At 60.5% G+C, this 14,873-nt stretch carries 14 protein-coding genes; 10 read left to right on the top strand and 4 right to left on the bottom strand.

What is annotated here, in order from left to right; genetic code table 11:
* Positions 1-26: 26 nt before the first annotated feature.
* The 9 genes from HGO38_RS19430 to HGO38_RS19390 all read left to right on the top strand — a co-directional run bounded on the left by HGO38_RS19430 (position 27) and on the right by HGO38_RS19390 (position 10,114).
* Entirely contained in the window at positions 27-479 is a 453-nt protein-coding gene (locus HGO38_RS19430; RefSeq protein ID WP_250957552.1) for a hypothetical protein, read from the top strand.
* A 183-nt stretch (positions 480-662) separates the two neighbouring features.
* Positions 663-1,508: a hypothetical protein gene (locus tag HGO38_RS19425; RefSeq protein ID WP_250957551.1), complete on the top strand. Its 846-nt coding sequence runs from the start codon at positions 663-665 to the stop codon at positions 1,506-1,508.
* A gap of 9 nt (positions 1,509-1,517) precedes the next feature.
* On the top strand, positions 1,518-3,842 hold the full coding sequence (locus HGO38_RS19420) for a TnsB C-terminal domain-containing protein (protein ID WP_250957550.1): 2,325 nt from the start codon (positions 1,518-1,520) through the stop codon (positions 3,840-3,842).
* Positions 3,843-3,851: 9 nt separating this feature from the next.
* Positions 3,852-4,985, top strand: coding sequence for an ATP-binding protein (locus HGO38_RS19415; protein WP_250957549.1), 1,134 nt, complete (start codon positions 3,852-3,854; stop codon positions 4,983-4,985).
* Positions 4,982-6,808 (top strand): TniQ family protein, encoded by a 1,827-nt coding sequence (locus HGO38_RS19410; RefSeq protein WP_250957548.1) that lies wholly within the window; start codon positions 4,982-4,984, stop codon positions 6,806-6,808. Before HGO38_RS19415 ends, HGO38_RS19410 begins: the two co-directional genes overlap by 4 nt.
* Before the next feature lie 259 nt (positions 6,809-7,067).
* The gene (locus tag HGO38_RS19405; RefSeq protein ID WP_250957547.1) at positions 7,068-7,856 is read left to right on the top strand and encodes a DUF4145 domain-containing protein; all 789 of its coding nucleotides are present in this window, start codon (positions 7,068-7,070) and stop codon (positions 7,854-7,856) included.
* A gap of 363 nt (positions 7,857-8,219) precedes the next feature.
* Positions 8,220-8,495, top strand: coding sequence for a BrnT family toxin (locus HGO38_RS19400; protein WP_250957546.1), 276 nt, complete (start codon positions 8,220-8,222; stop codon positions 8,493-8,495).
* On the top strand, positions 8,485-8,817 hold the full coding sequence (locus HGO38_RS19395) for a helix-turn-helix domain-containing protein (protein ID WP_250957545.1): 333 nt from the start codon (positions 8,485-8,487) through the stop codon (positions 8,815-8,817). The genes HGO38_RS19400 and HGO38_RS19395 overlap by 11 nt, the downstream gene beginning before the upstream one ends.
* A gap of 118 nt (positions 8,818-8,935) precedes the next feature.
* The gene (locus HGO38_RS19390) at positions 8,936-10,114 is read left to right on the top strand and encodes a DUF1036 domain-containing protein (protein WP_250957544.1); all 1,179 of its coding nucleotides are present in this window, start codon (positions 8,936-8,938) and stop codon (positions 10,112-10,114) included.
* Positions 10,115-10,215: 101 nt separating this feature from the next.
* Here HGO38_RS19390 and HGO38_RS19385 read toward each other — a convergent pair whose 3' ends face one another.
* Entirely contained in the window at positions 10,216-10,446 is a 231-nt protein-coding gene (locus HGO38_RS19385) for a hypothetical protein (RefSeq protein WP_250957543.1), read from the bottom strand.
* Between the two features lie 172 nt (positions 10,447-10,618).
* On the opposite strand from HGO38_RS19385, the gene HGO38_RS19380 reads away from it, so the two are divergent.
* Entirely contained in the window at positions 10,619-10,933 is a 315-nt protein-coding gene (locus HGO38_RS19380) for a DUF1883 domain-containing protein (RefSeq protein WP_250957542.1), read from the top strand.
* Between the two features lie 15 nt (positions 10,934-10,948).
* Here HGO38_RS19380 and HGO38_RS19375 read toward each other — a convergent pair whose 3' ends face one another.
* From HGO38_RS19375 to HGO38_RS19365, 3 genes are all read right to left on the bottom strand, one after another.
* Positions 10,949-12,262 carry a replication-associated recombination protein A gene (locus HGO38_RS19375; RefSeq protein ID WP_250957541.1) on the bottom strand — a complete coding sequence of 438 codons (1,314 nt, stop codon included), beginning with the start codon at positions 12,260-12,262 and terminating at the stop codon, positions 10,949-10,951.
* Positions 12,259-13,665, bottom strand: coding sequence for a DegQ family serine endoprotease (locus HGO38_RS19370; protein ID WP_250957540.1), 1,407 nt, complete (start codon positions 13,663-13,665; stop codon positions 12,259-12,261). Before HGO38_RS19370 ends, HGO38_RS19375 begins: the two co-directional genes overlap by 4 nt.
* 179 nt (positions 13,666-13,844) lie before the next feature.
* Positions 13,845-14,630, bottom strand: coding sequence for a hypothetical protein (locus HGO38_RS19365; protein WP_250957539.1), 786 nt, complete (start codon positions 14,628-14,630; stop codon positions 13,845-13,847).
* Positions 14,631-14,873: the final 243 nt, after the last annotated feature.

The raw sequence follows: 14,873 nt of genomic DNA, 5'->3' as shown, positions 1-14,873 counted from the left end.
CCCACCCCGTTAACAAGGTATCCAACATGTTTCATGAAGAAATGACAGCCTACTACGCGACCCTTGCAGACTTCCATCCCTCCGTCCTTCGGTGGTCAGGCAGTGTCCTGCAAGGCGACCCCATGCTCGCACCGACCTTCGCGATCACGCTGAAGGTCATTATCCAGCAGGCCCAGTTTCCGGAAATCGATGATGAAATGGCGCACGACGCGATGATCTCCATGATCGACCAGGAGGCCGGTCCCACCCTGCGGCGGCTGGGTATCAGCCTGCCGGTCCCATCGATCGAAGTTTTCTCGAAGCTGGCGCGCTCGTTCCGCGACGACGCCGAAATCTCGAAGCATCTGCTTCGAGAACCCTTGATGATGGAAAAAGGCCCTTTCGGGATCCTACGCAAAATGATGTGGGCAGAGGGCATGAGGGAGCCGGAGGTGTCAGAGAGACTCGCCGAACTTCGGCAGCAGCACCCCATAAACTGACCCTGCCGCGCCAGGTCGCCTGACCCAGGCAGCAGCATATTTTCCCACACATCGCAAAACTGGCCTCGCCGTGCGGCCCACCGCGCGGAGCGGCGGAGCCATGCCCATCCCAACAACAGACCCTTCAGCCCCGCGGGCGACTGCCCGCAGAGAATGGAGAGTTGCGTCCCAAAGGAATTCGAAATGACACGCATTCGCCAAGTCATCCGATACATGAAGGAACTGGAATCCGGCTTCGACCGTACCCTCCTTCCCCTGCCCACCGAAACCGTCTTCCTGAAAGCAAGCGAACCCCTCTCCGGCCGTTACGTGCCGTTCGAATCCGATCCGCACGACGAAGAGGATTATTCCGGCCTAACCAGCATTCCCTGGGTATGGCGGCCGACCGAAGAGGCCACCCCTTCCAGGTGGTATCCTGCCCGTACCAAGGGCCACAGCCGCGGCACCATGGTCAACGGCAAAACGCGCAAGGCAATCACGTACTCGAGCACCTACGAGCGGAACCTCGCATACATGATGTGCGCCTCCAAGCACATCGTGCTCGTCGAAGACCAACCATCCGCAGTTCCGGTTCAGCAGGAGGACGGCACGTCCCACCACACATTCGACTACCGCGCAACGTTGGCAAATGGAAGGCTGATCGTCGTGGGAGTGCGCCCGACCTACCTCCTGGAGAAGGACGGTCTGGAATACACCATCGGCACCGTGGACCGGAACCTGCCCCACGGCTTCGCCGACGGAGCCACCATCATCACCGAGCGGGAAGCCACCGACGCGCGCTGCTGGAATGCAATGAGCATCCTGCGTGCGCTCAAGCATTCCGTTGCGGCCGACAACGACCGCCTTCGCGAATACGCATCGCGCTTCAGCGGCACCGTCCACATCCGAGATCTCCTCGCGGGGTGGGAGATCCCAGCCTACGGCCACAACGCGGTCTGGTGCCTGATCCACGACGAGATCCTCGTGCCGGTCCGCCCGGACCTCAAGCTCATCGACGCCCCTTTCGTCCGCTTCAACCACGTGAATTGAGAGGACAATATGCAGCCCGACCTCAGACAGATCCTCGCACTCCAGCACGATCCCGTATCGCTTCCCTACATCCGGCTTCCCGCGCACGCTCGGGTGAAGGATCTCGGCATCGAATACTGCGTGCTTTACTGCGACCGAAACGGAGCAGTCCTGCGTCGCATGGACGAGACCAACGCTACCGTAAGCTTCACGCAGCCGGACCTCAATGTACGCCTGAACCGCACTGGCAATCCAATGACGGTGGAGTTCGAATACTACGGCAAGAGCAAGGCCAAAGCGCGTCTCTCCGGCTCCAGCAGCCTGTCGACCCTGTCCCCTGCCGACCAGGACGATGTCTTGCGTAAGGAGTTCTTTGTTCGGAAGTTTCTCGAAATGCAGGCGGACTACAGGGAGCAGCGGCGGCTCGCCCGTATCCACGGCCTGCCCAAGCCTCCAGTGGTCAGCAAGTCGCGGGAACCTCTTCTTCGCATCATTCCGGTGATCGCCCGCGAGTGGCGTGAAATTCAGAGCCGTGTAACGGGTTCTAAAGCCCTGACGTATCGCACGAAGGCCAACATTGCGCTCTTCGAGCCCCGGCCTTCGACCGTGAAAGGCTGGATCTTCGAGATGGAGCTGAACGACTTCGACCCCATCTGCCTCAAGAATGACTACGGACGCGATCGCCCCGAATATTTCACGGCGGACGAGTTCGTGCATCTCAGCGCGGCAATCCACGAGGCCTGCTCGACCACGAAGCCGGATCTTGCGGCGATCCATCGTGAGATGGAACGGAAGATGGAGGCTGAAAACAAGCACCGGGGGCCGGACGACCAGCTCCGGATCCCGTGCCCGGAGACGCTCCGCAACCGCTTCAACGCTCAGCCGGAAATGTGGCGCAATCTCGGTCGCGACGGGAAGGAAGCCGCCCGTCGTGAATGGCAGCCGGAATCTGGCGGAATCGATGTGATCCGCCCGCTCGAGCGGATCGAATGCGACGACCATGAGACCGACCTTCAGACCCTTCTCGTAAAGATCGGAATCTGGAAGAAGTTGTCGAAGGCAGAGCGCAAGAAGATCAAGCGGATCCGTCTCACGATCACGGCGATGATCTGCGTGGCGAGCCGGAGCACCGTCGCCCTACACGTCAGTGCAGAGCCCCCGTCGTTGAAATCGGCAATGACTGCGCTGGAAATGTCCACACGCAACAAGACGGAAATCGCGCAACGTCTCGGATGCCAGTCGCCGTGGCCGCAGGGCGGTACGCACGAATTCGTGGCAGTGGATAGCGCGGTCTACTTCGCTCACCGACCGTATCGGGTCGTGCTCAATGATGCCGGGATCGAGATCTTCCTGCCACGAGCCGGCGATGCCTCGTGGCGCGGTTTCATCGAACGCTGGTTCCAGACCTTCAGCCACCAGATGTTCAACTACTTCGACGGCCGCACATGGGGATCGATCGCCGAGAAAGGCGACTATGACGCCGAGGCGCATGCGAACACGATCGCGGACCAGGTTGCGGAGTGCATGGTCCGCTGGTGCGTCGACGGCTATCACAATGCGCCGCATTCCGAGCTGAACGGCGCCACTCCCCTCGACACGTGGTTCGAACTCGCGCGTGATCATGGTGTCCAGCCGGGTCCGACCGGAGCTCTGCGCACGCACCTGTTCGGCACCTACGTGACGCGCAAGGCCTCGAAGAAGGGCTATCGGGTAGCGGGGCTCTACTACCAGAGCAAGGAGCTCCAGCAGATTAGGCGGAAGAACTCCAAGATCCCACTCGTCGGCCGCGTGAACAATCACGACCTGGGTGCGATTTCGATCCTGACTCAGGAAGGCTGGATCGAGGTTCCCTGCGTCCATCGCGAGCTGGAAGGGGTCAGCATCTGGCAGTGGCTGGCGGCGTCCGAGCGCCTCAAGCTCTTCAACGCCGAAAACGCGAAAGTCTCCCGGCAGACCATGCGCGACACGTTTGCGTGGCTCAAGAAGCAGTCGGACATGGCCCGGCTTGAAGCAGGTCTCGTCAGCCCGGTCTTGACTGACGAGGACTATCTCCGCTTCGAGAAGAAAATGGACCACGTCTTCGATGTCGTTGACCGTGCGGAAAAGGGCGAGCCCCGCCCCACAGGTGAATGGCATCCATCCGACGAGCTGTTCGCCGCGCTCAGGATCGAACCGATCGTCTACGCCAAGACGAGGAGCGTGAAGGAAATCCGCCAGGAAGCTGAGACGGGCGGCCGACCTGTTCTCGGTTCCGCCGCCCTGCCCGCCAAGCCCAGCACCCCTACTACACCAGACGGCACGAAGGAAACCTCCGTCGTCCGCCGCATCAGCAACGACATCTTCGATGACGAATAGGAGCATGAAATGACCGATTTCGAAAAAGACCATGAAGCACGCCGCAGCCAAGCTGCCATCGACCGCGTTCGCAGCCTCGTCGGCGATGATCGCCTTGGGGTCGCCGACCGCATCTCTCAGCTATACAACAAATACATCCCACTCGATCGCGACGAACTCCTCAGGGAAGCCCTGATGGGCTTGGTCGCAAGCGTGACAACGCGGATCACCGGAAAGCCCGACAAGCGGCGCATCGTCGCCGTGTGCGGTCGATCGGGAGCGGGGAAGACGACGGCGATCGTGAAACATGTCCGCAGCCTCAAGGCGATGGCCTCCTATGTTGACGAGGATGGTGTGACCATTCATCCCGTCATCTTCATGGAGGCGGGTTCGCCATGCACGCCGCGCCTCCTTGCCATCGCCGGACTAGAGGCTCTCGGTCACACACCACCAGAACGCATCCGTGAGAACGAGGCGTGGCTTCTGTTCCGACGCCTTCTCAAGGTGCACAAGGTCATGTGGGTCGTCATCGACGAGGCGCAGAACGCGATCGAGACCGCTAATGTCCGGCAGGCGACGGTCATTGGGGACGCATTCAAGGCCCTCACCCAGATGCCCGACTGGCCCGTCCGTCTCATCCTCGCGGGTGTACCTCCGCTCGCGAGCTTCCTTGCCCGCAAGCAGCTCTACAATCGCAGGACTGTCATCCCGTTCGACACGGTCAACGTGGAAGGGAGCGTGGATCTCATCGACAGCATCCTGGAAACGGTCGTCGTGGATCATGCAGGAATGGAACTCCGTTTCGATCTCGGCAGCTATGCGGCGGGGGACGAGGAACCTGATCCTCGAAAGCTCAAAGACATCTTCCTCCGGAGAATGGCGCATGCCTGCGACGGCGAATTCGGCTCCGTCGTCCAGATGATCCGGGGTGCGGTCGAGCTGGCCATCCTCGACAGTCGTGAGCACGTGGCGCTCGACGACTTCATCAAGACCTACACCTCGTTTTCAGGGTGCAGGCCGAGCAAGAACGTTTTCACAGCAACCAACTGGGAGGAACTCGAACCCGCAGTGGCCCTGCTGCGCGACGACGACCGAGCCTGGGAGGAAGCCCGCCTCAAATCGAAGGGTAAGAACGCAACGAAATATGGAGTACGCCCTCAATGACCCGGCTTGCAGAACTTCTTCCCTTCAACGCTGGCGAAACCATCGCCAGCTACTGCTCCCGGCTAGCTGCCGCGTGCGGATATCGCCATTCACGATCCTTCGCAAACGACCTCGGTTTCCGTTTTCAGGGACTGGTCGTTGGCGACGATCTGGATGTGCAGAAGTTCGCTTCGGTTCTGGGCGTGCCGAAATCGAACGTTGCTCCAGGCGTTATCGTAACCGAGAACCGGATCAGCACCGTCTCCGGCCAGAGACTCACGCGCGCACTCATGGAACGGTCCCGCCTCCGGCTCTGCCCATTATGCATTCGCGACGACGAGCGTAACCTCGCTGGCCGGAAGGGTTTCAGAGCGTATGGCCGTATCGAATGGCTCGTGTATCCAATCAGAACCTGCGAGACCCACGGCACGAAGCTGATTACGCCAACAGGAGAGGACGCGCGCCAGTACATGCACGACTTCGCTGTGAACCTCGCGATCGCAGCAGCTAACATTGAGGACCTTCTGTCTCAGGCGGAGGCCATGGATACCGACAGCCTACAGGGCTACGTTCAAGCTCGGCTCAGGGGGACGCCAACCGGCTCGCCCTGGTTGGATACCCTGCCCCTGTATGTTGCAGTCCGGCTCTGCGAGATTGTCGGTGCCTCGGAGCGGCATGGCATCCGCTTCCAAGCCAAAGATCTGAGCAATCGGGAACTGTCGGCGGCGGCAGGCACCGGATTCGACCTGCTTTCCGGAGGCGCGGACGAGTTCCGGGGTTGGCTTCTCAGGAAATCACAGAGCTTCTATCGCAAGAATAGCGATCTCGGCGGGCGTTTCCTCTTCGGCCGGCTTTACGAGAAGCTCGCATACGAAACCGAGGACGATGAATATGATCCCATCCGTCACATCATGCGGGATGTCGCAATCAACACCCTGCCCCTCGGTCCCGGTGAAGAATTCTTCGGTCCCGTGACCGAGCGCAGGATCCACTCGGTGCATTCTGCTTCCCGGGAGTACGATATTCATCCCGCGCGGCTCACCAAGCTTCTTGCGGCGGCCGGACTCATCACTGAAGTAGCCTCGAAGCGGACGTTCGAGAAGATACTCGTCGATGCCGGCACCATGGAGAGCTTCGTCACCGAAGCAAAGAAGGGCCTGAGCACAAACGAAGCGAAGGCTGCACTCAATGCCAAAGGCACACAGTTCGAGCAACTCGTGAAACTTGGTTACATCAATGCCGATGTGGCCGACGAGACGGGGGCATTTGCACTCGTCAACCGTCACTCACCTGAGGACATCACGGAGTTCCTGCGGAAATTGCAGTCAGCCGTAACGTGCGAAGATGACGGAAGTCTCATTGATCTGCAGGCCGCCAGGAAGAAAGCGATCTGTACGTTCGGCAAGCTGATCGAGCTCCTGTTCGGGGGCAAGTTAGCACGGGTCGCCGTGGCATCAGGTGAGCACGGCCTCGGGGCAATCCGTGTGGATATCGATGAAGTAAAGGAACACACGACGGGTGCAGACCACGACGGCATCCCTATCCATAAACTGGTCAATCTGATGCCGTCATCGAGCAAAATCATAAGGGTGCTGCTGGCGGAGAAGAGGATCCCGACCGTCAAATTGCGAAATCCTGTGACGCGGAATCTCCAAGACTACGTCGATCCCAAAGACCTGGCGGCGTTCATGCGAGAGTTCGTTTCGCTCGGAAGCCTCTCAACGCAGGCGGGCCTGAGAACCTGGACGGTTGAAAAAGAACTCTTCGGTCGTGGCGTGATTCCGATCTTTGTCGCCGGGGAAATGCCGTTCTATCGACGGTCGGAAACTGAAACTGCCTACTGATTGAAGCCGACCTCGATGGAGAAAGCCGGGCCCTCTGCCCGGCTTTTTTGTTGGCCAAGCGATTTGGCCAGTTCTTGCATCCAAGTTGGCCAGTCCTCAATGGGAAATTCCTGAGAGACCACCACAAATCAATGGGTTACGAGTGAGTTGGCCAGTACTTCATTGGTTTTCTCATTTCGATTTCCGCTCGCCTGTGATGAGGTAAAGTAAACCCCGCGTCGATTAAGTTCGGCGCGGGGTTTGGTTAATGGAGTAATCGATGAACTCTGCAGCACGAGCGCCGACACTTGGTAAAGATTCATTTTGCTGCCCCCATTGCGGGGCTTATGCCCATCAGGATTGGCATTCTATTGGTTCCCGCCCATATGAAAAAGACGAACGTCCCTGGCTGCCTAGCGCTGATGTAATCGAAAACATAAAGGCAAATGAGCGTAACACGGATACAAAAGGCGAACTTGTAAAATTCTTCACACAACGTCTTAGCGGCAAGCCGTTCTTATTCGCGGGGGACTCTTGGGACAACTTTAGACCACTACACAACATGGATTTGTCCATTTGCTTTTCGTGCTCCGACATATCGATCTGGCTCGCCGGAAAAATTATCTACCCAGAATTCGTAGTAGATATCACCCTGAACCCTGACACGCCTCTGTCTGTCGTTCCGTTCTTAGAGGAAGCCAGAAAGGTGTTTCCTATGTCGCCGAGATGCGCAGCGGCGATGCTGCGGCTTTCGCTTCAAAAGCTCTGCATCGAGTTGGGTGAGTCTGGAGAGAATATCAACACCGATATCAAAAGCCTCGTCAAAAAGGGCTTGGACGCAAGAGTCATAAAGGCGTTGGATATTGTACGTATCGTCGGAAACAATGCGGTCCACCCAGGAGAAATTGAATTCGGTGACAATGACGAAGTTGTCCTCGAATTGTTCAGATTGGTCGATATCATCGTAACTGCGATGATAACCCAGCCAAGAAAAATCGACGAAATATTCGATAGTTTGCCCGAAGGGCCGCGTGAAGCGACTAAGTTGCGCGACCAGATTTCCAGTTAAATATAGCTATTCGGGGCAATGTTTCTGCTCTATGTCCACCCGAAATAAGCCACCCACCTCACCCCTTGCGGGGGAGGATAGAAAATCGAAAGCTTAGGCGAGCGCAAGCCGCCTAAACTTCAGATTTTCCTGGAGAGGGGCGCAGTTCGCCTAGCACAAACCTGACCCAGCCCCTCTCTTGCGAAATCTGAGGTTTGGCCCTGATCGGGCCAATTCATCGATTTCGCTTTCTTCCCAGCAAGGAGGAGATCGGGCGCCGCATTGACAGTGTCCAATACATCCCCCTATCCATTGACAGGTGTCTAAACCCGAAAATCCGCCAAACTAGAGTTTATCGCAACTACTGGTAATCCGTAGGCGCTCATGCTAGATTTCGAGTGGGATGAACAAAAGGCCCTGAGCAATCTGGCAAAGCACCGGGTCAGCTTCGCTGTCGCCTCGGAAGTTTTCAACGATCCCTTCGCTGTCGACACCGAGGAGCGATCGTTGAACTACGGAGAGGTCCGGCGTCGGATCATTGGGGTCGCATCTGGTGTCTTCCTGACGGTGATCTATACAGAACGCAACGACATCGTCCGCATCATCTCCGCACGAAGAGCGACGCGCGCCGAACGCCGGGAGTACGAAAATGCCACCTAGGAAGATAGACGGGACGGATTGGGCGCATCTCGACGCCATGAGCGACGACGAGGCGGAAGCCAATGCGCTTGCCGATCCCGACAATCCGCCGCTGACCACGGAACAGTTGCGCGCCGCATCCCGCATGCCGCGGGTCAAAATCATCCGCCGCGCGCTCGGCCTGACCCAGGAAGCGTTTTCAGAGCGTTATGAGATCCCGCTCGGCACGCTGCGCGATTGGGAACAGGGGCGAGCGGAACCCGACGCCCCGACCCGCGCCTATCTCAAGGTCATTGCCGTCAATCCCGAAGCGATCGCGCAAGCCCTGGCGAAAAGCGCATAGCACCCCTCGACTCGACAACGATCGCGCCCCTGCACCCCGCAAAAGTCTTGGCCGAATCTCCCGTCACGCGCTAACGTTACGGTCAAATCCAGGGATCGACGGCAGTGGGGGACGGGGCATGACGGACAGGGATTTGAGCAGAGGTGGCAGGATTGTCGGGCGGTCGGGTGCGCTGGCGCTGGTCCTTTTCGCCGGTTTTTCAAGCCTCGCCGTTTCTGCCGGCAGCGCCCGGGCCGAGGTGAATTTCTGCAATGAAACCAAGGTGCGGCGCAGCGTGGCGATCGGCTTCAAGGGCGAGAGCGACTGGCAATCGTCGGGCTGGTGGAATATCGAGCCCGGCGCCTGCGGCAAGGTCTATGAGGGCCCGGTGCGCAATCGGTATTTCTACTATCGCGCCATCGACCCGAAGGGCCAGTTCCAGGGCGAGAACTACCTGTTCTGCACCCAGCCGAAGAAATTCGACATTACCGGCCAGAAGGATTGCGTGGCGCGCGGCTATCGGCTCGACGATTTCGCCAAGGTCGACATCAAGACGCCGGGCGACGACCTGACCGTCAAGATCAGCGGCCCGGACGCCCGCGTCACCGCCGAGCCCGGAACGCCGCAGGTGCCGGCCAAGGTGCCGGAGGTGTTCGGCAAGCCCAAACCCGACAGCGCCGCAAAGGGGCCGGCCGCCAAGCCTCGGGAGCCGGAAGCCTTTTCCATTCCCGATCCCGGCTCCTACGGCCAGCCGACAACGATTACCGGCATTTTCAAGGGCTGCGAGCCGGTGGAGGGCAAGACGGCCTGCACGGTCGTGGCCGATAGCTGGAAATATGTGGCGACCGACGACGGGCGGTCGCCGCCCGACCTGTTCGAGCAGATGGCGAAGCTTCCGCTCAACAGCGGCGTGACGCTGTCGGGCGATCTCGGGATCGAGGGCGATACGTCGGTCGATATTACGCTGCGCTCCGTCGAGCCGGAAAAGGACGCCGTCGATGCGCCGCGCGGCCAGCTTTACAACAGCCTGGTCGGCGCCTGGCGCAGTTCTGACGATGCGCGCAGCACGATCCGCTTCGTCGAGGACGGCCGCAAGTTCGACTATTACGACGGCAATGCCGTGGCCGAGGGCCGGTTCCAGGTTGGCGTGGACTGTGGCGGCGTGCCGTCCACCGTCGAGCAGCCGCTGGTGACGGTCCGCTCCGAGGCAGAGCCGGCGGTCTCCTGCTACGGGCTGCTGTCGGTCACGCCCGATGCGCTGTCGCTCATTCATCTGCCGCAAGGCAATCGGCTCGACTATGTGCGCGACGCCAATTGAGAACGTTGTTGCGACCGACCAAAAAAAGGCCCCGTCCAGGGGGCTGGAACGGGGCTGTGGAGGTCGGAGGGAATTTCAAGTCTTGGGCGGTGGATCGCCCATTACGCGCCGAGTTCGCCGCGCTCACGCCAGTATCGCAGCCGCAGACGCGGCGCGATCCGCCAGGCGATGAACGGTGTGACGCAAAAGGTCACAACGACCACCGCCGGGATGAGATATTTTGCATTCACGGCCAGCGCCGGAATCGACAGGACCGTGACGGCGCCAATACCGAACACCACGGCATTGACCATCATGGCGACGGCAATCGCAATATAGGTATTGGTGCTCATGGCGGTCTCCTGTGGTCTGGTCTCGCTTAGTCAACGCGGTCCGCCCCATTAGGTTCCACGTTTTTATTCTGCCGACTGCAAGGTGACGGATGCGGTTGTCAAACAACGATTCTTTAACCGCCGCGAGGTAGATTAGTATCAACAAAAACAACCATGCGAACGAGGGGCAGTAATGTCCAAGCCGACTTTCCGCTTTACCCATTACGACCTGAAGGAACAGCGCGCCGGTGCCATCATCGAGGTGACGCTGTCGGCGGTCAACAATGTGCGGCTGATGACCGCGCCGAACTTCCAGCGCTTCAAGGAAACGCTGGATTTCAAATGGGTCGGCGGCGTGGCCAAGAAATCCCCGGTCAAGGTGACCATCCCCGAAACGGCCCATTGGCACCTGATCGTCGACATGGAGGGCCATCATGGGCTGGCCGACTCCTCGGTCAAGATGATCGCACCGCCAACCGCCGCACCGCGGATCAACAAGGCTTCCTGAGCGCAACGGTTTCGCTCAGCTTTCGCCACGCTCGCGGCGCAGCTTGGCCCACCAGTCCAGCCGCTTCTTGATGTCCCGTTCGAAGCCGCGCTCGACCGGCTCGTAGAACTGTCGCCGTCCGATCTTTTCGGGAAAATAGTTCTGGCCTGAGAAGGCGTCCGGCTCGTCATGGTCGTAACGATAGCCGTCGCCGTAGCCCTCGCCCTTCATCAGCTTGGTCGGGGCGTTGAGGATGTGCTTGGGCGGCAGTGCCGAGCCGTTTTCCTTGGCAACCCGCATCGCCGCCTTGAAGGCGGTATAGACGGCATTCGATTTCGGCGCGGTGGCGAGGTAGACGCAGGCCTGCGCCAGCGCCAGTTCCCCTTCCGGCGAGCCCAGATAGTCATAGGCGTCCTTGGCGGCATTGCAGATCACCAGCGCCTGCGGATCGGCGAGGCCGATATCCTCGACCGCCATGCGCACCAGCCGCCGGCCGAGATAGAGCGGATCCTCGCCGGCATCGAACATCCGGCAGAGATAATAGAGGGCTGCATCGGGATCCGAGCCGCGCACCGATTTGTGCAGGGCCGAAATCAGGTTGTAATGGCCGTCCTGCGCCTTGTCATAGACGGGAGCGCGGCGCTGGACGATCTGCGTCAGCCCCTCGGTGTCGAAGATCTCGCCGCTGCGGGCGGCCCGCCAGACCTCTTCGGCCAGCGTCAGCACGGCACGGCCGTCGCCGTCGGCCATGCGGATCAGGCTGGCGCGCGCGTCATCGTCGAGCGGCAGCGCTTTGCCTTCCGTGCCCTCGGCCCGCGTCAGCAGCGTCGCCAGGCTCTCCTCGTCATGGGACTTGAAGGTCAGCACGCGGGCGCGCGACAACAGAGCGGCGTTGAGCTCGAAGGACGGGTTTTCGGTGGTCGCGCCGACCAGGATCACCGTGCCGTCTTCCATGACAGGCAGAAAGCTGTCCTGCTGGGCGCGGTTGAAGCGATGGATCTCATCGACGAACAGCAGCGTCTGGCGGCCATCCATGCGGCGCAGGCGCGCGCCCTCGAACACCTTCTTAAGATCCGCGACGCCGGAAAAAATCGCCGAGATCTGCTCGAAGGCAAGCCCAGCCTCGCCGGACAAAAGCCGTGCGACGGTGGTCTTGCCGGTGCCGGGCGGTCCCCAGAAGATCATCGAGCCGAGCGAACCCGACGCGATCATGCGGGCCAGCACGCCATCCTTGCCGGTCAGATGTTCCTGGCCGGTCACTTCGGCGAGCGTCTTCGGCCGCAGGCGGTCGGCCAGCGGCCGCCTGGCCGCCACATCGCCTGGAATCTGCGGCGCGAACAGATCGCTCATCGGAACATCTGCCTTATGCGCTGGCCGTCGCGTTCGATCTCGACGCGCCAGAAATCGGGTTCGGAGGCGATCATGGCCGCCATGTCGGCGGTCGAGCCGATCGTCGTGCCATTGACCGACACGACGATGTCGCGCGGCTGGAAACCGAGGCGTGCCGCCAGCGAGCCGGGCTCAATCTTCGAGATCACCACGCCGGTGGCCTCCGCCGGCATGCGCAGCTCATAGGCCATGCGCGGCGACAGATTGGCGACCGTCACGCCGGAAAACGGGCTGGCGCCGGCAATGGTGCGCTCGTCACGCGGATTGGTTTCGGGGGCTGCGGCCAGTTCCATGGTCAGTTCGCGGACCTTGCCGTTGTCGGCGATCGTCAGGGCCACGGATTTTCCAAGGCCGGCCGTGGTCAGCCGGTAGCCGAGCGCGTCTGGATGCTCGACGCCGATGCCGTTGACGGCGGTGACCACCTGGCCGGGCTTGAGGCCCGCTTTGTCGGCCGGTCCGCCTTCGACGGTGCGCACCACCAGGGCGCCCAGCACCTTGTCGAGCCCCAGCGCTTCGGCGACATCCGAGGTCACCGGCTCGAACGAGGCGCCGATATATGGCCGCTCGAAGCTCGCGGCACCGGTATCGGCGGCGGCCAGGAAGACCTTTACCAGATTGGCCGGAATGGCAAAGCCGATGCCGTTCGAGCCGCCGCCCTTGGAGAAGATGGCGGTGTTGATGCCGATCAGTTCGCCCTGCATGTTCATCAGCGCGCCACCGGAATTGCCGGGATTGATCGAGGCATCGGTCTGGATGAAGAAGCCGAAATCGCCTTCCGTCACCTGGTTGCGGGCCAGCGCCGAGACGATGCCCGAGGTCACCGTCTGGCCGACGCCAAAGGGATTGCCGATCGCCAGAACCAGATCGCCGACATCGAGCCGGTCGGAATCGCCGATCGTCAGGGCCGGGAACTCTTCCTTCGCCTCGATCTTCAGCACCGCCAGATCCAGCCGGTCATCCTTCAGCACCACCTTGACCGGGAATTCGCGGCCGTCCGACAGGGCCACCTTGATCTCGTCGGCCCCTTCGATGACGTGGTTGTTGGTGACGACGATGCCATTGGCCTCGACGATCACGCCGGAGCCGAGCGACGATTGCTTTTCCGTGCGGTTGGGCATGCGCTGGCCAAAGAACTGCTCGAAAAAGGGGTCGCCGGCAAAGGGCGAGCGCCGCTGCACCATGCGCTCGGCATAGACATTGACCACGGCGCCATGGGTCTGCTTGACCAGCGGCGCAAAGGACAGCTGCATCTCCATCCGCGTCTGGGGCACAACAACCGGCACCTCAGTTGCCGCCGACAGCGGCGGCAGCAGCAGAACAGTCAAAAAAGCCGTAGCGGACGCCAAGCGAACCAAGCCTTGCATGGGTAACTCCCTGATAAATTCCAGAACTAGCTCTTAATGCGCTACCCAGCAGATTGGAACGACAAAGATCACCTGGAGCGCCCGACACACCGTAGCGGCAAAACGCACATTTCCAAGGCAGTGACAAAGCCGCCTTCCTGCCGGCCGCATGGGCGCCGCGTCTTGCTTTCGGTGGGCGGTTATTTCGACGTATCCGCGATCACGTCCGTCATCCGGTAGATGAAAAGCTGCGTCTTGCGGCGATCAGACAGATCCCACACTTCGTCCGCAGCCAATCCGGGCACAGCGAAACTGTTGGAGACAAGAATGCTGCCGGGCTTCATTTCGCGCTTGGCTTTTTGATAGACCCTGGCCATCGGCTCCGGCGAAAGAAAGGTATAGACGACATCCTGCTTGGAAATGTCGGTCGACCAGATATCCTGCCGAAAGATACGGCCGCGACCGCGGATCTTCGACAGAATGACCGATACCAGGAAAGCCAGCGGGGCGGTTTCAACGCCGACGGCAATCCGACCGTCCCCATCAATCGCCCTGACCACGCCTCCAAGACCCGACCCCAGATCCATGAAGCGCGTGGCACCGCGCTCCTGCATCAACGACAGCAGGGCCTTTGACGTCAGACGGTTTGAGAGATAGAGCGGCACCCGCTCGCGTGCCGTATTGGAGAACAACAGGGAGAGGACCAGGAAGGCCACACCGAAGGGCCAGGCCGGAAGATCCCCCGATGCCAGGGCCAGATAGACCGCCAGCGGAAAAAACAGGCCGATCCACACCCACCATGTCGCCAGCCCGAGCGCACGGGTTATGGCCGCCGCTACGCCGCCCTGCACCATCAGCGACCCCCAGAAAAAAAGGCGGGCGTCTATCACACCGCCGAGTGCGGCGTTCAGGAGGATCGCGACAAGTGCGGCAATCACCTGGGCCATCATGGCGCCGATGATCGGATAGCTGCGGATCAGCTTCATAGGGGTCCCGTTCGTCGGCCGCGCCGGCGGCATGCATCAAAGTGTCGGCCGACAGTGGCAGCGACCAGCCTGATTCTCAAGATGCAAGGAGCGTCCAGCTTGCGGATGGCCCATCACGGCGTCGGCATGGTCGGCCAACGCCTTTCAAGCGCATGAGTGAGACCTTAAGTGGTCAAACTTGTTTGCACCGCAAGCGAACTTCTGCACGACTGCCGCGTTCAAGAGGAGGCATCGCCGTTGCAT

The organism is Rhizobium sp. CG5 (genome assembly GCF_023701945.1).
Taxonomy (GTDB): domain Bacteria; phylum Pseudomonadota; class Alphaproteobacteria; order Rhizobiales; family Rhizobiaceae; genus Allorhizobium.
The sequence above is the reverse complement of the archived record's forward strand: the minus strand, read 5'-3'. Positions and strand labels throughout refer to the sequence as shown.